Source organism: Trueperaceae bacterium, from assembly GCA_036381035.1.
In the GTDB taxonomy this organism is placed as follows: Bacteria; Deinococcota; Deinococci; order Deinococcales; family Trueperaceae; genus DASRWD01.
The window spans coordinates 62,917-77,651 of record DASVDQ010000024.1 but is presented as its reverse complement, the minus strand read 5'-3'; the positions used below and the strand labels follow the sequence as shown (position 1 = coordinate 77,651).

Here is a 14,735-nt window from a genome sequence, read left to right as displayed (position 1 = left end):
CGTGCGGCCCCTCCGCGTCGCGTTCTTCGGTTCGCCCGCGTTCGCGCTGCCCAGCCTGGAGGCGCTGCTGCGGCGCCACGACGTCGTCATCGTGGTCTCCCAGCCCGACAGGCCCTCGGGCCGCGGCCTGCGCCTGAGGGCGCCGCCCGTCGCCGCGCTGGCCCGCGAGCTGGGCCTCGAGCTGTGGCAGCCCACGAGGCTGCGCCGCGACGAGGCGTTCCTCTCGCGCCTGCGCGAGCTCGACCTCGACGTCGGCGTCACGGCCGCCTACGGGCGCATCCTCCCGCCGGCCGTCCTCGAGGCGCCGCGCCACGGCGTCCTCAACGTCCACGCCAGCCTCCTGCCCAGGCACAGGGGCGCCGCCCCGGTGCAGTGGGCCCTCATCGCCGGCGACGCGGAGACGGGCGTCACGATCATGCAGACGGAGGAGGGCCTCGACACGGGGCCCGTGAGGCTGCAGCGCCGCACGCCCGTGGGGCCGGACGAGGACGCCGCCGAGCTCACCGACAGGCTGGCGCGCCTGGGCGCCGAGGCGCTGACGGAGGCCCTCGACCTCCTGGCCGAGGGGACGCTGCCCAGCACCCCCCAGGACGACGCGCAGGCCACCTACGCGCCGCTCTTGAAGCCGGAGGACGGCCACGTGCGCTGGGGCGACCCGGCGCGCGCGGTGCGCGACCGCTTCCGGGGCGTGAGCGTCTGGCCGGGCACGTCGTTCGAGCACGCCGGCGAGCGCGTGAAGGTGACCGGACTGGGCGTCGCCGCCACCACCGACGACGAGCTGGACCGCCTCGCGGGCGGCGCGCGCGGGGTCTGGCGGGCGGCCGCCCCGGGCACCGTGCTCGCGGCGGGCGCCGAGGGCCTCGTCGTGCGCGCCGGCGAGGGCGCCGTGCGGCTGACGCGCGTGAAGCCGGCCGGCGGACGCGAGATGGGCGCGCGCGACTGGGCGCACGGGCGCGGCGTCGGGGAGGGCGCGCGCCTTGGCTAGGGTCGCGATCGTCGGGCGCCCCAACGTGGGCAAGTCGGCGCTGTTCAACAGGCTCGTCGGTTCCAAGGACGCGATCGTCGCCGACCAGCCCGGCGTGACACGCGACGTCAAGGAGGGCGTCGTCGCCACCGACTCGGGGCGCACCTTCACGGTGCTCGACACGGGCGGCCTCTGGTCGGGCGACAGGTGGGAGCGGCCCATCCAGCAGCGCGTCGCGTCCGCCGTGGAGGGCGCCGACCTGATCCTCTTCGCCGTCGACGGACGCGAGGGCGTGACCGCCGGCGACCAACAGGTCGCGCGGTGGCTCAGGCAGCTCGGGAAGCCCGTGCTGCTCGTCGCGACGAAGCTCGACGACCCGCGCCACGAGGAGCGCGCCGAGTTCTTCGAGCTATACTCCCTCGGCTTCGGCGACCCCTTCCCCACCGCCGCCGAGCACGCCCGCGGCACCCACGAGCTCGTGGACCGCATCGAGGAGCTCCTGCCCGCCGCGGAGGACGAGCCCGAGGAGCAGCCGGTGCGCGTGGCCGTGATCGGCCGCCCGAACGTGGGCAAGTCGAGCCTGGTCAACGCGCTGGTGGGCGACGAGCGCGTGATCGTGGCCGACGAGCCGGGCACGACGCGCGACGCCGTCGACGTGAGCTTCGCGTTCGCGGGGCGTCCGTTCGTGCTCGTCGACACCGCCGGGATGCGGCGCAAGGACGCGAGCGACCTCGAGTACTACGCGCGCATACGCTCGGAGGCCGCGCTGCGTCGCTCCGACGTGGGGGTGCTCGTCGTCGACCCCTTCGAGGTCGGCGACCACGAGCTGCGGCTCGCGAACCTCGCCCTCGACTGGGGCAAGCCGGTCGTCGTGGCCGTGAACAAGTGGGACCTCGTCACGGACGAGCAGCTGGAGCCGTTCACGCGGATGCTCGACGAGAAGCTGGCCCCCATCGCGTTCGCGCCGCGCGTCTACACCTCGGCGGTCACCGACTTCGGCCTCCACGAGCTGCTGGCCACGGCCATACGCCTCTACGACACCTCGCACAGGCGGGTCCCCACGGGCGAGCTGAACGCCTGGCTCGAGGCGTGGACGCTCAGGCAGGCCCCGCCGAACTTCAAGGGCCGGCCGCTGAAGCTCCTCTACGCCGCGCAGGTCGACGTCGCCCCGCCCACGTTCGTGTTCTCGATCAACCACGAGGAGTTCCTGACGCGGCCCTACGAGCAGTACCTGCGCAACAGGGTCCGCGAGGACCTCGGGTTCGCCGAGGTGCCGTTCCGCCTCGTGTTCAAGGAGCGGAGCGGCGGCGGCAAGCGGGTCAGGACCTAGCGACCGACCCGAAGCGCCCCGGACCGCCAGCCGAACGGCGGCGGGAGCGCGCCAGGCGAGACCAGCGAGGACCTAGCGTCCGCCCGGACGCACCGCCAAGGTGACCTTGAGGTTGTCGCTGCGCGTCGCGCCGTCGACGGTCACGAGCACGAAGCTGCCGAGGCCTATGGCCTCGACCTCCTGGCCGGGCTCGACGCTGGCGGACTTCCCCGCCGGCTCGCCGCCGACGAGCACGTTGCCGGCGGCCACGCCCCGGGCGAAGTAGGAGCGGGAGACCTTGAACGCCCTGGCGCCGAGCACGTCGACGCGCAGCGAGGGCACGACGGCGCTCACCACGCGCTCGGCGCCCGCGGGTGTCATGGCTCAGCGCTCGTCGACGACGTCGACGCCCGCGGACCGCAGGCGCTCCGCGAAGCCGTCGGCGCCCTCGCCCGTGGCGCGGAGCACGAGCCGGCGCCGGTGGCCGGGCTGGATGCCGGTCGTGACGGCCGCCACGATGTTCGACGGCGGGCCGGCCTGGGCGACGCGCGCCAGGACGCCCGGCTCGTCTGGCAGGTCGACGGTGACGCGGCGGCCGCCCTCGCGCAGGGCCAGGAAGGTCACGAGGGCGCGCATCAGGTCGGTGATCGTGAGGATGCCCACGAGGTCGCCCCCGTCGAGCACCGGCAGGCCAGACACCCTGTGCTCCTCCATGAGGAGGGCGGCCTGCTCGATCGTGTCCGAGCTGCGCACCGTGATCACGGGCGTGCGCATCACGTCCTTGACCTTGAGCTTCGAGAGCAGGTAGTTCAGCTCGTAGATGGAGAGCGTCGTGGCGCGCGAGGGGGTCGCCTCCTTGAGGTCGCGGTCCGTGACGATGCCCACGAGCACGCCGTCGCGCGTGACGGGCAGCCTGCGGTAGCCGCCCTCGCGGAGGTACTGCATGGCCTCCATGACGGGCGTGTCGGGCGAGACGGTCCTGGGGTCAGGCGTCATCCACTCGCTTACGAGCATCTTCCCCTCCTGATCGTGGCCCGATGCTACCACCGGCGCGACGGGCCTCCCGGGACCGGCGTCCTTCCCACGGCGGCCCGTGCCATGATTCCAGCGATGGGCACGATCGCCGTCCTGGGCTCGACGGGCTCGATCGGCACGCAGACCCTCGACGTCGCGCGCCACCTCGGCCTGCGCGTGCGCGGCCTGGCGGCCTGGCGCGACGTCGACGGGCTCCTGGCCCAGGCCTCCGAGCTGAGGCCCGAGCTCGTGAGCTGCGCCCCCGAGGTCGCCGACCTCGTGCGCCCCCACCTGCCGCCGGGCACGCGCCTGGCCGCGGGCGTGGAGGGCGCCGAGGAGGTCGCCGCCCTCGAGGTGGACACGGTCGTCGCCGCGATCACCGGCATGGCCGGCCTGCGGCCGACGGCCGCGGCCCTCGCGGCGGGGCGCCACGTCGCCCTGGCGAACAAGGAGGCGATGGTCGTCGCCGGACCGCTGATGCGGGAGCTGGCGGGCGCTCACGGCGGGCGGATCACCCCGGTCGACTCCGAGCACTCGGCGCTGTTCCAGTGCCTCGTCGGCGAGCCCCGCGACGCCGTCGCCGGCCTCGTGCTCACGGCCTCCGGGGGGCCGTTCCGGACGGGCCCGGCCGACCTCTCCACGGTCACGCCGCAGCAGGCGCTGAGCCACCCGAACTGGTCGATGGGCCCGAAGGTGACCGTCGACTCCGCCACCCTCCTCAACAAGGGCCTCGAGGTGCTGGAGGCCCACTTCCTGTTCGACGTGCCGCTCGGCGCGATCGAGGTCGTCGTGCACCCCGAGTCCCTCGTCCACGGCCTGGTCAGGTTCAGGGACGGCAGCCTCAAGGCCCAGGTCGGCCCGCACGACATGCGCCTGCCGATCATGTACGCCCTCGCCCCCGAGCGTCCGCCGTCGCTGCTCGAGCCCCTCCGCCTCGTCGGCACCTGGCGCTTCGAGCCGCCAGACGAGCGGCGCTTCCCCTGCCTGCGGCTGGCCTACGAGGCGGGGCGCCGCGGCGGCCTGGCGCCCGCCTACCTGAGCGCCGCCGACGAGGTCGCGGTCGACGCCTTCCTGGCGGGACGCCTGCCGTTCACGGGCGTGCCCGAGGTGATCGCCGGTACCCTCGCCGCCGCGCCGGAGGACCGGCTCTCCTGGGACGCCCTGCCGCAGGCCGACGCCCACGCCAGGGAGGTGGCGTCGGGGCTCGTCGCCCGCCTGACCGGCGCGCCCGCCGGGAGGGCGTGAGCGTGGACGCCGAGCCCGGACCCCGCCAGACGCGGCGCGGCGGGATCCTGCTGCCGTTCCGGCTCCTCGGCGTGCCGGTGCGCCTCGACGTCACGTTCCTGCTGGCACTGCCGCTGTTCGCCTACGTGATCGGTTCCCAGCTCCCCGAGTTCACGGCCCAGCTCAGGCAGGTCGCGCTGCTCCGCGACCCCGACCTGGCGCGTCGCCTCGTGCCGGGACAGTCCGAGTCGGTCGCCTGGCTGGTGGGCCTCGTCGCCGCCCTCGGCCTGTTCGCCAGCGTCCTCGTGCACGAGCTCGGACACGCCGTGGTCGCGCGCCTCTACGGCGTGCGGACGCTCGAGATACGCCTGTGGTTCCTCGGCGGCGTGGCCCAGTTCAAGGACCTGCCGCGCCGCCGCGGCGCCGAGGCGATCGTCGCGCTGGCCGGACCGGCGACGAGCCTGGCCCTCGGCGCGCTGCTGTGGCTGGCCCTCCCCTCCGTCCCGCTGGGCTCGACGGCCACCACGGTCGTCGCCTACCTGGGCATCACGAACGTCGGGCTCGCCCTCTTCAACCTCCTCCCGGCGATACCCCTCGACGGCGGGCGCGTGCTCCGCAGCCTCCTGGCGCTGGCGATGCCGAGGCTGCGCGCGACCAACGTCGCGGTCGCGATAAGCGCCGCGCTGGCCGCCCTCATGGGCTTCTACGGCGTGGTCAGCGGCCAGCTCTTCCTCGTGCTGCTGGCGTTCTTCGTCTACGAGGCCGGGCGCTCGGAGGCGCAGGCAGCCTACCTGGAGCACGCGCTGGCCGGCCTCACCGCCGAGGACCTCATGACCCCTCGCCCCCAGGCCGTCGACCCCGACATGGCGCTGGGCCAGTTCGTGCGCCTGCGCCACTTCGGCCGCCACGCCGGCTACCCCGTCGTGGACGCGGGCGGCAGGCTCCTCGGCTACGCCTTCCTGTCCGAGGCGATCGCCGCGCTGGAGGACGGTGAGGAGGGTCAGGGCGCCACGGTCGAGGACGTGATGCGCCCCGCCGACGTCGTGAGGCCGGGCCTCTCCGCCGTGGAGGTCCTGGCGGCGCTGGCGAGCAGCGAGCTCGGCCGCCTGTGCGTCGTGGACCCGACGGGGAGGCTCGTGGGCATCGTCGGCAAGACCGACGTGATCGCCGCCCTGCGGCGCGGCTGACGGGCCCCGCGCGGAGCGTCTGCCATACTGGCGCGGGGCCTCATGACGCCCCGAGAGGACTCATGCTCACAGCGGTCACCTTCGCACTGATCCTCACCAGCGCCGTGGTCGTCCACGAGCTGGCCCACTACCTGAACGCGCGCTCCGTGGGCGTGCCGGTCAGGGCGTTCAGCGTCGGCGTGGGTCCCGTGCTGCTCAGGCGCCGCTGGCGCGGCACCGAGTGGCGCCTGTCGCTGCTGCCCCTGGGCGGCTACGTCGACCTGCCGGGCATGGCGCCCAAGGTCGCGGAGGACGGTCGGCTCGAGCACCCCGACGAGGGCATGGCCGCGAAGGGCCTCGGCGCCAAGCTGTGGGTCCTGGTGGGCGGCGTGATCGCGAACTACCTGCTGGGCGCCGTGCTGCTGGCGTGGGCCATCGGCCTCGAGCCCACCTACCGCGAGGTCGTCACGGGCGCGCCAGTGGCGGCGCACGGCTCGGTGATCGAGGCGGTGACGGAGGGCTCGCCGGCCGAGTCCCTCGGCCTGCGGCGCGGGGACACGATCGTGGCCCTCAACGGCGTCGAGGGGCCGGGGCCCGACGTGGTCGTCGAGCAGGTGCGGACCGCCGACGAGCTGAGGCTCACCGTGCGCCGCGGCGATGAGACCCTCGAGCTCGCGACGCCCTGGCCCGTGGAGGGCGCCGGCGAGCCGCCCCTACTCGGCATCCAGATCACCGCGCTCGTCGAGCCTGTGGCGTTCCTCGACGCGCTGCCGCAGACGCTGGCGTTCGGCGTGCGCGTGATCCCGCGCATGGTCGGCGGCTTCCTGAGCGGCTTCGCGGCGGCCCTGACCGGCGCGGAGAACTCCGACGTCGCCGGACCCGTGGGCATGGTCGGCATGGTGAACCAGGCCACGAAGGTGGGCCTCGCCCCCGTCGTGCTCCTGGCCGCGGTCATCAACTTCTCCCTCGCCGTCTTCAACCTCCTGCCGATACCCGGCCTCGACGGCGGGCGGATGCTCCTCGCCACCGTGGTCGCGGCGCGCGGACGCCCGTTCCGCCCCGGCCAGGAGGAGGCGATCCACTTCATCGGCGTCATGGCCGTCCTGGCGCTGATCGTGCTGATCACCTTCCGTGAGATCGGGGCGCTCCTCGCCGGCTGAGGCCGCGGTGCCCGCGGCCGCCATGGCCGCGGCGTGCGTGGTGGTCCCCGCCTACAACGAGGCCGCCACCGTGGGCCGCGTCGCGCGCACGGCGCTGTCCGCCGGCGTGGGTGCGGTCGTCGTCGTCGACGACGGCTCCGTCGACGGCACCGCCGAGGCCGCTATGGCCGCCGGGGCCGACGTCGTGCGCCTCGGCCATAACCGCGGCAAGGGCGGTGCCCTGCAGGCCGGAGCGATGGCCGTCCGCGAGGAGGTGCTGGTGCTCCTGGACGCCGACCTCGTGGGCCTGCGCGCCGAGCACGTGCGCGCGCTGGCCGCTCCGGTGCTCTCCGGCGAGGTCGACATGACGCGCGGCATCTTCACGGGCGGGCGCTTCAGGACCAGCCTCGCCCAGCGCGTCACCCCGCAGCTCTCGGGCCAGCGGGCGCTGCGGCGCGAGGCGCTGCTCGCGGTGCCCGGCCTGGGCGACAGCCGCTACGGCGTCGAGGTCGCGATCACCAGGCACGCGATCCGCTGCGGCTGGCGCTTCGTCGACGTGCCGCTGCCCGGGGTCTCGCAGGTCATGAAGGAGGAGAAGCGCGGCCTGCTCAAGGGCCTCGGCTCGCGGGCGCGCATGTACGGCGACATCGTCGCCGCCCTGCTCAGGCCCCGCTGGCGGCGCTGACCTACTCCTCCTCGAGGCGGCTCTCGACGGCGCGCGCGTGGCCCTCGAGCCCCTCGGCGCGCGCCAGCGACGCGGCGTGACGGCCCACGCGCGCCAGCAGCTCGGGGCCGGCCTGCACGTACGGCAGGACCCGCTGGAAGTCGCGCACAGACACGAAGCTGAGGAACCGCGCCGTCGCGCCGGTGGGCATCACGTGGCTGGGGCCCGCGAGGTAGTCGCCGAGCGCCTCCATGCTGCGGTGGCCGACGAAGAGCCCTCCGGCGTGCCTCACCTCCCTGGCGACGGGCCAGGGGTCGTCGAGCAGCAGGCAGGCGTGCTCGGGCGCGAAGGCGTTCAGCACCGCGACCCCGCCCGCGAGGTCCTCGACGAGCACGCTCACGCCCCGCTCGCGCAGCGACTCGAGGGCCGCGGGCGCCGTCGGCAGCGCGGCCGCCAGCTCCTCGGCCAGCCGCGGCGCCTCGCGCCACAGGCGCTCGCTCGTCGTCACCAGCACCGGTTCGGCGCCGGCGTGCTCGGCCTGGGCCACGAGGTCCGCGGCCGCGTGCCGGGGGTCGGCGCTCCCGTCGGCCAGCACCAGCGTCTCCGTGGGGCCCGCCAGCGACTCGACGCCGACGAACCCGAAGAGCTGGCGCTTCGCCTCGGTCACGTAGGCGTTGCCCGGCCCCACGACCTTGTCCACGCGCGGCACACCGGCCCCGAACGACAGCGCGGCCACGGCCTGCGCGCCGCCGACGGCGGCCACCGCCGTCATCCCCAGCGCCAGCGCCACGTAGGCGACCTCGTCGGGGACCGACCCGTCGGGGCGCGGCGGCGTGGCCGCCACCAGCGTCCTCACGCCGGCGACCCTGGCGGGCACGGCGGTCATGTAGAGGCTCGAGAACAGGGGCGCCGTGCCGCCCGGCACGTAGCAGCCCACCGCGTCGAGCGGGACCGTCAGGGCGCCGAGGCGCGAGTCGCCGTCGACGACCTCGAACCCGCCCGTCGGCTGGGCGCGGTAGTACGCCTCGACCCTGGCCATCGCCTCGTCGATCGCCCGCCTCAGCCCGGCCGGCACGCGCGCGGCGCCGGCCTCGAGCTCGGCGGCGTCCACCAGGACCCTCTCGCGGGCCACGCCGTCGAACCGCTCCGTGAGCTCGAGCACCGCCGCCTCGCCGCCCGCGCGCACGCGCTCCAAGACGTCCGCCACCGCCGCGGCCACGGCGCCGCGGCTCGCCGCGCCCCACCGGCCCCGCAGCCTGCCCTCGCACCACTCCAGCGCCGCGCGCGTGCCCTCGACCAGCCTCATGGCGGCCAACGATACCGGGCGGGCGGCTAGCCGGGGCGACGCCCAGGCCGCCGGACCGCCGTGTGCGCGCGGGGCGCGGGGAGCGTCCGCCCCGCTCCCGGCCGCCCGGCGCGCCGTGAGGCGTGCGGCACGCGCGGCCGGGCGCGCGGTAGCATCCTCGGATGGCGCTGAAGGTGCTGTGGACGCACAGGCTGTCCGGCGAGGCGGCGCGCGACCTCGCGCCGCCGCCCGGCGTGGAGCTGAGGATCGAGACCGACCACGAGCGGGCGCTGGCGCTGCGCGACTGGCCGCAGGTGCTCGTCGACGGCGGGCCGCCCGAGGAGCTGCTCGACGGCGAGCGCCTCGAGCGGGTCGTCGTGCCCTACGCCGGCCTGGGCGCCAGGCTGCGCGGCTACCTGCTCTCCCGCCCGCACCTGCGGGCCCACAACTCCCACTTCAACGACGCCATGGTCGCCCAGCACGTCGTGGCGCTCCTGCTCGCCGTGGCGAACCGCGTGGTGTGGAACGACGCGGCGCTGCGCCGCGGCGACTGGGGGCCGCCCGAGCGCACGACCCCCGGCCGCGGCGTCTTCCTGCGCGGCAAGCGCGCGCTGCTCCTCGGCTACGGGTCCATCGCCAGGGCCGCGGCACCGGCCCTGAGGGCGCTGGGCCTCGAGCTCGTCGCGTTCCGGCGGCGGCCCGCACCAGGCGGCGAAGTCCCCCAGGTCGGCCGCGACGGCCTGCTCGAGGCGCTGGCGGGGGCCGACGTCGTGCTCTGCACGCTGCCCCTCACCGACGAGACGCGCGGGCTGATCGGGGAGCGGGAGCTGGCGGCGCTGAAGGAGACGGCGATCCTCGTGAACGTGGGCCGCGGCGCCGTCATCGACGAGGAGGCGCTGTACCGGACGCTGGCCGAGGGGCGGGTCTTCGGCGCGGGGCTGGACGTCTGGTGGGTCTACCCGCGCGGCGAGGAGGAGCGGTCGGCGACGCCGCCCTCGCGCTTCCCGTTCGCCGACCTGCCCAACGTGGTCATGACGCCCCACAGCGCCAACGACCTGATGGGCTGGCGCACGGCGGCCGCCCGCGACGTGCTCGACACGCTGGCGGCGCTGACGCGGGGCGAGGAGCGCAACCTCGTCGACGTGGCGGCGGGGTACTGACGGACGACCGGGGCCCGCGCCCGGGGCGCGCGGCCGACGGGCGCGAGGCGTCCCCCGGCGACGCGCGCCGGACGCCGGCGCGGCCACGGCGAAGCGCCCGGGTCGCCCCGGGCGCCGAGGTCTACGCGTGCGTGAGGCTCAGGCCGACTTGGCCTTCTCGACGAGCGCCTTGAAGGCCGCCGGTTCGCGCACGGCGAGGTCGGCTAAGACCTTGCGGTCGAGAGCGATGCCCGCCTTGCGCAGGCCGGCGACGAGGCGCGAGTACGTCACGCCCTCCTGCCTGGCCGCGGCGTTGATGCGCGCGATCCACAGGCGGCGGAACTCGGCCTTCCTGTCGCGGCGGTCGCGGTAGGCGTAGTCGGCGGCGTTGAGGAGCGTCTGGGTGGCGACGCGGACGGACTTCGACCGCAGCCCCCAGTAGCCCTTGGCGCGCTTGAGGACCTTCGCGTGGCGGCGGCGGCGGACGGTGCCGGTCTTGGCGCGTGGCATGGGCCGCTACCTCAGTCGTACGGAAGCAGCGCCTTGATGCGCTTGACTTCCGACTCGTCCACGACCAGGTCCGTGCGCCCCTGGCGGATGCGGGTACCCGACTTCTTGTAGTTCAGGTGCCGCTTGCCGGAGCGCATGGCCTTGACCTTACCTCGCCCAGTGATCTTGACACGGGCTTTGGTGCCCTTGTGGGTCTTCAGCTTAGGCATGCGTCTTCCTTCTCCTGTCGTCTTCCTACCGTCTCGAGGTGGTCTTCACGACTCGACCAAGGCTTCTGAACGGACCTTCTCCGGCGTCACCGTCGGGCGCAGGATCATGTTCATGTCCATGCCGGCGATCATCGGCGCCGAGTCGACGGCGGCGAGCTCGCTGACGTCGGCCGCGACGCGGTTCAGGATGCCCTGACCCAGCTCGGGGTGCGTGCGCTCGCGTCCGCGGAACATGATCGTGACCTTCACCTTGTGCCCGGCCTTGAGGAACCGGCGAATGTGGTTGACCTTCGTCTCGTAGTCGTGGTCGTCGATCTTCACGCGGAACTTGATCGACTTCATCTCCTGTTGGCGGGAGCGCTTGCGCGCCTCCTTGACCTGCTGCTGCTGCTCGAAGCGGTAGCGGCCGTAGTCGAGGAGCTTGGCGACGGGCGGCTGCGCCGTCTCGCCCACGAGCACGAGGTCGAGGTCCTCCTCCCGGGCACGCTTCAGCGCGTCCCTCGTGTCGACGATGCCGATCTGCTCACCGTCGGCGCCGATGAGACGCACCTGCCTGACCCGGATCTGTTCGTTCACCTTCAGTTCTCTCGCTATGAATCCACCTCCACGGGGACGTCCGCGCGGCGCCCCCGGCCCCTTCGGCCTGGTCGGCGCCAGCGCGAGCGCTCCACTCTAGCAGACGCGGGCGGGCCGGAGGAAGCGTGCCGCACGGCGCCCGCGGCCCCCGCCCCGCTGGTAGCTTGGGAGGCACGATGCGCCTGCGCCTCGGCTACTCGCCCTGCCCCAACGACACGTTCGTCTTCCACGCCCTGCAGGCCGGCCTGCTGGCGAACAGCGCCGCCCAGGCCGGCGAGCCGGGCGAGGAGCCCCTCGAGTTCGAGGTCGCGCTCATGGACATCGACGCGCTGAACCGAGCCGCGCTCGCCGGCGAGCTAGACGTGGCCAAGGTGAGCTACCACGCCTACGGACACCTCGCCGACGACTGGGTGCTGCTCCGCTCCGGCGGGGCGCTGGGGCGCGGCGTCGGACCGCTCGTCGTCGCCAGGGAGCCGGACCTGGACCTGGCCGGGAGCACCGTGGCGGTCCCGGGCGGCACCACCACGGCGCGGCTCCTCCTCGCCCTGTGGCGCGACGACCTGAGGACCGAGGTCGTGCGCTACGACGCGATCATGCCCGGCGTCGCCGCGGGCCGCTACGACGCCGGCCTGATCATCCACGAGAGCCGCTTCACCTACCCGCGCTACGGCCTGCACGCGCTGCGCGACCTCGGGGAGTGGTGGGAGCAGGAGGTGGGGCACCTCGTGCCGCTCGGTGGCATCGCCGTGAAGCGCTCGCTGGGCCCCCGGGTGATCGCCCGCCTCGGCGCGCTCGTCCGCGCCAGCCTCGAGCACGCGCTGGCCCGCCCGGGCGACTCCGCCGCCTACGTCGCCGCGCACGCGCAGGAGATGGACGATGACGTGCGCCGCCGCCACATCGAGCTGTACGTGAACGCCTACTCGCTGGACGTGGGGCCCGAGGGCGAGGCCGCCGCGCGGGAGCTGCTCGCGCGCGGCGCCGCCCGCGGGCTCTTCCCCGCCCCGCGGGGCGCCGTGCACGCCGCCGGCGGAACGTCCCTCGCCGCGCCGGCGGACCGGGGGTAACGTCGGGCATGGCGAGCTTCACCGTCGGCGAGGAGGTCCTGTTCGAGGGCGAGCGCTACGTGATCACGCTGCGGCAGCCGCAGCCCCCGTACCGCTACCGCCTGGTGAGGACCACGCCGCGCGGGCCGGAGGTCGCCTGGGCGCTCGGCGACGACCTCGAGAAGATCACGGCCTACACCGAGCCCCGCGCCGACACGCCGACGGCGTAGCGCCGCGCGCCGGTGCCGGCGGGCCGGAGCGGCCCCGGACGGACCGGCGACCAGTGGGCGGCCCCGGACGGCCCGCAGACCGCCTAGGTCCGCGCCAGAGCGACCCCCAGTCGCATGCCCTCGGCCACGCAGGCGCCGGCGTCGGGAGGACCGCCGCGCCGCGCGACGCAGGCGCCGGCGGCGTAGAGGTCGTCCACGCGCGTCAGGCGCAGCTCCGCCGCGGACCACTCCGCCGGGGCGAACGCCACGGTGCGCACGGCGTGCGGCAGCGACCCGGCGACGCCGGCGACCTCCAGCGCGAGCTCCTCGAACGCGAACCCGCGGGCCGCGAGGTCCTCGTAGAGGTCGTCGTAGGCCATCTCCGAGAGGCGGCCCTGCTGCTCGACGACCTCGCCCACGCTGAGGCGCGCGCGCAGGAACGTGCCGACGCACAGCGCCACCCTGTCGCCGCGGCGCGGCACCCCCTCCCAGGTCGCCACGCCGCGCGCCGCGCCCCCCTCGACGAGGAGAGCCGAGGCCGTCGACTGCAGCAGGTGGACGCCGGGCTGGGCCTCGAGGGCGTACTTGGCGCGCCGGTGGACGTCCCAGCGCGAGCGCGCGCCCGCTCCGAGCGCCGACGCGAGCAGGCTGCCCGGCGGCGCCTCCACCGCGGCGGGGTCCTCGTCGAGGGAGTAGACGGTGTCGAGGCTCGTGGTGACGAGCGTGACGTCGGCGCCGGCGCGCGAAGCGGCGTAGGCGGCCTCGCTGCCCGTGACGCCTGCGCCCACGACGACGACGCGTGGAGAGGGGCTCATAGGCGGTCGCGCCGCCCCACCGACGCGGGCGGGCTCAGCCCAGGACGTCGCCGCGGAGCAGCGGCGTGCGGCGTCCGCGGGCCCGCAGCAGCACGTGCTCGCCGCTCCTCGTGCGCTGGTAGACGAGCACGCCGCTGCGCGCCCCGAGCACCGGCACGACCTCGTCGGCGGCGAACGTCGCCCTCAGGTGCACCGGCACGTCGGCCTTGAGCACCCCGTACTCGTACTCGATGCCGCCCCTGGCCTTGTAGCCGAGGAAGACGTCCGTCTCGTCGTCTGTCGAGTAGACGCACACGAGGGACTGTGCCTCGTCGGCGCGGTAGTGCGCCACGGCCTCCCACACGACCGAGCGCGCCTCGGCCGCGTCGATGACCGCGACGTCCGGGCGGGCCGAGTCGCCGAAGAACGCCAGCGGGAAGCGCTTCGACTGGGCGTAGTAGCCGGAGCGGCCGACGCGCAGCGCGACCGACTCGTTGTCGTAGGCGCGCCCGCGCACCGCGTTCTTGAAGTGGCTTATCGCCAGCCCGAAGCGCTTGTCGTGCGCGTCGAAGAGGTCGCCCCCGCCGCCGAGGCCCAGCAGCTCGCCGTCGGTGTTGATCTCGATGCCGCCTGCCCCCATGAAGATGTCGTGCCTCTCTGTCATGCTCGTCCCACGCCTCCGTGCGGGCCTGAGGGTACCTCGCCGACGTGCACGGCCGACACCCCGAAGGTCTGCAGCCTGTATGACACTCCGGTGAAGCCCGCGGCCGCCATGCGATCTTTCAGTCCCTCGGGGTCGAGGAACGCCTTCACGGTCCGCGGCAGGTAGGCGTAGGCCGACCTGCTGCCCGAGACGACGCCGCCCACGAGAGGCAGCACGCGCTCGAAGTAGACCCTGAACGCGCGGCCCAGGGCACCAGCGGGCGGCGGCGGGAACTCGAGGACGACGAGCCGTCCGCCCGGCCCGAGCACGCGCCTGAACTCGCGCAGCCCCGCGTCGACGTCGGCGAAGTTCCGCAGCCCGTAGCCGATCGTGACGGCGTCGAACGACCCGCTCGGGAACGGCAGCGCCGTCCCGTCGGCCTCCCGGAAGCTCACCTCGAGGCCGCGCCGCGCGGCCGCCTCGCGCGCCAGCCGCAGCATCGGCGCGGCCAAGTCGACCCCCGTCACCGCGCACGCCGGGCAGGCCCTCTTGACCGCGAACGCCAGCTTGCCCGTGCCCGTCGCGACGTCCAGGACCCTCCTCGCGCCGCCGGCCACGGCCGCCGCGGCGGCCTCGCGCCGCCAGCGCTCGTCGAGCCCCAGGCTGAGCAGCGAGTTGAGGAGGTCGTAGGTGGGAGCGATGCGGGCGAACATGTCCCGCACGCTCTCGGCCCCGTCGCCTTCGACCGGACCGGCGGCCGCGCGCGGCATCGCGCCGACGTTACCACGGGCATGGCGGCCTTGCCGCTATACTCCTCCGTCGCGCCGGCGGCCTCAGCGCCGGCCAC

General features: G+C 74.8%; 18 protein-coding genes. 9 read left to right on the top strand and 9 right to left on the bottom strand.

The genetic code is table 11. From position 1 onward, the window contains the following. The first annotated feature begins 1 nt into the window (after window position 1). Entirely contained in the window at window positions 2–985 is a 984-nt protein-coding gene (fmt, locus tag VF202_03560) for a methionyl-tRNA formyltransferase (GenBank protein HEX7039173.1), read from the top strand. Next, window positions 978–2,294: a ribosome biogenesis GTPase Der gene (gene der, locus VF202_03555; protein ID HEX7039172.1), complete on the top strand. Its 1,317-nt coding sequence runs from the start codon at window positions 978–980 to the stop codon at window positions 2,292–2,294. The genes fmt and der overlap by 8 nt, the downstream gene beginning before the upstream one ends. A gap of 72 nt (window positions 2,295–2,366) precedes the next feature. On the opposite strand, the gene VF202_03550 is transcribed toward der, so the two are convergent. Next, window positions 2,367–2,654 carry a S4 domain-containing protein gene (locus VF202_03550; GenBank protein ID HEX7039171.1) on the bottom strand — a complete coding sequence of 96 codons (288 nt, stop codon included), beginning with the start codon at window positions 2,652–2,654 and terminating at the stop codon, window positions 2,367–2,369. Window positions 2,655–2,657: 3 nt separating this feature from the next. Further along, the gene (locus VF202_03545) at window positions 2,658–3,287 is read right to left on the bottom strand and encodes a CBS and ACT domain-containing protein (GenBank protein ID HEX7039170.1); all 630 of its coding nucleotides are present in this window, start codon (window positions 3,285–3,287) and stop codon (window positions 2,658–2,660) included. Window positions 3,288–3,383: 96 nt separating this feature from the next. On the opposite strand from VF202_03545, the gene dxr reads away from it, so the two are divergent. The 4 genes from dxr to VF202_03525 all read left to right on the top strand — a co-directional run bounded on the left by dxr (window position 3,384) and on the right by VF202_03525 (window position 7,501). Beyond that, window positions 3,384–4,532, top strand: a complete 1,149-nt coding sequence (gene dxr, locus VF202_03540; protein HEX7039169.1) for a 1-deoxy-D-xylulose-5-phosphate reductoisomerase — start codon at window positions 3,384–3,386, stop codon at window positions 4,530–4,532. After that, window positions 4,529–5,698 carry a site-2 protease family protein gene (locus tag VF202_03535; GenBank protein HEX7039168.1) on the top strand — a complete coding sequence of 390 codons (1,170 nt, stop codon included), beginning with the start codon at window positions 4,529–4,531 and terminating at the stop codon, window positions 5,696–5,698. The genes dxr and VF202_03535 overlap by 4 nt, the downstream gene beginning before the upstream one ends. 62 nt (window positions 5,699–5,760) lie before the next feature. After that, window positions 5,761–6,837, top strand: a complete 1,077-nt coding sequence (locus VF202_03530) for a M50 family metallopeptidase (protein HEX7039167.1) — start codon at window positions 5,761–5,763, stop codon at window positions 6,835–6,837. Window positions 6,838–6,844: 7 nt separating this feature from the next. After that, on the top strand, window positions 6,845–7,501 hold the full coding sequence (locus VF202_03525) for a glycosyltransferase (protein ID HEX7039166.1): 657 nt from the start codon (window positions 6,845–6,847) through the stop codon (window positions 7,499–7,501). 1 nt (window position 7,502) lies between these two features. On the opposite strand, the gene hisD is transcribed toward VF202_03525, so the two are convergent. Next, on the bottom strand, window positions 7,503–8,786 hold the full coding sequence (hisD, locus tag VF202_03520) for a histidinol dehydrogenase (GenBank protein HEX7039165.1): 1,284 nt from the start codon (window positions 8,784–8,786) through the stop codon (window positions 7,503–7,505). Window positions 8,787–8,947: 161 nt separating this feature from the next. Here hisD and VF202_03515 point away from each other — a divergent pair, with 161 nt between their 5' ends. Beyond that, entirely contained in the window at window positions 8,948–9,925 is a 978-nt protein-coding gene (locus tag VF202_03515; GenBank protein HEX7039164.1) for an NAD(P)-dependent oxidoreductase, read from the top strand. 138 nt (window positions 9,926–10,063) lie between these two features. Here the strand turns inward: VF202_03515 and rplT are convergent, their stop codons facing one another. Genes rplT through infC form a run of 3 tightly spaced genes read right to left on the bottom strand, consistent with a single transcriptional unit; the run spans window position 10,064 to window position 11,199 of the window. Beyond that, window positions 10,064–10,414, bottom strand: coding sequence for a 50S ribosomal protein L20 (gene rplT / locus VF202_03510; protein HEX7039163.1), 351 nt, complete (start codon window positions 10,412–10,414; stop codon window positions 10,064–10,066). Window positions 10,415–10,425: 11 nt separating this feature from the next. Beyond that, a complete protein-coding gene (gene rpmI, locus VF202_03505; GenBank protein HEX7039162.1) occupies window positions 10,426–10,623 on the bottom strand; it encodes a 50S ribosomal protein L35 in 198 nt (65 codons plus the stop codon). Between the two features lie 45 nt (window positions 10,624–10,668). Continuing rightward, window positions 10,669–11,199 carry a translation initiation factor IF-3 gene (infC, locus tag VF202_03500; GenBank protein HEX7039161.1) on the bottom strand — a complete coding sequence of 177 codons (531 nt, stop codon included), beginning with the start codon at window positions 11,197–11,199 and terminating at the stop codon, window positions 10,669–10,671. 176 nt (window positions 11,200–11,375) lie between these two features. On the opposite strand from infC, the gene VF202_03495 reads away from it, so the two are divergent. After that, entirely contained in the window at window positions 11,376–12,263 is an 888-nt protein-coding gene (locus VF202_03495) for a 1,4-dihydroxy-6-naphthoate synthase (protein ID HEX7039160.1), read from the top strand. A gap of 8 nt (window positions 12,264–12,271) precedes the next feature. Continuing rightward, entirely contained in the window at window positions 12,272–12,472 is a 201-nt protein-coding gene (locus tag VF202_03490; GenBank protein HEX7039159.1) for a hypothetical protein, read from the top strand. An 83-nt stretch (window positions 12,473–12,555) separates the two neighbouring features. Here VF202_03490 and VF202_03485 read toward each other — a convergent pair whose 3' ends face one another. Genes VF202_03485 through ubiE form a run of 3 tightly spaced genes read right to left on the bottom strand, consistent with a single transcriptional unit; the run spans window position 12,556 to window position 14,658 of the window. Continuing rightward, the gene (locus tag VF202_03485; GenBank protein ID HEX7039158.1) at window positions 12,556–13,266 is read right to left on the bottom strand and encodes an FAD-dependent oxidoreductase; all 711 of its coding nucleotides are present in this window, start codon (window positions 13,264–13,266) and stop codon (window positions 12,556–12,558) included. Between the two features lie 34 nt (window positions 13,267–13,300). Continuing rightward, the gene (locus tag VF202_03480; GenBank protein ID HEX7039157.1) at window positions 13,301–13,909 is read right to left on the bottom strand and encodes a hypothetical protein; all 609 of its coding nucleotides are present in this window, start codon (window positions 13,907–13,909) and stop codon (window positions 13,301–13,303) included. Further along, a complete protein-coding gene (gene ubiE / locus VF202_03475) occupies window positions 13,906–14,658 on the bottom strand; it encodes a bifunctional demethylmenaquinone methyltransferase/2-methoxy-6-polyprenyl-1,4-benzoquinol methylase UbiE (protein HEX7039156.1) in 753 nt (250 codons plus the stop codon). Before ubiE ends, VF202_03480 begins: the two co-directional genes overlap by 4 nt. Window positions 14,659–14,735 lie beyond the last annotated feature (77 nt).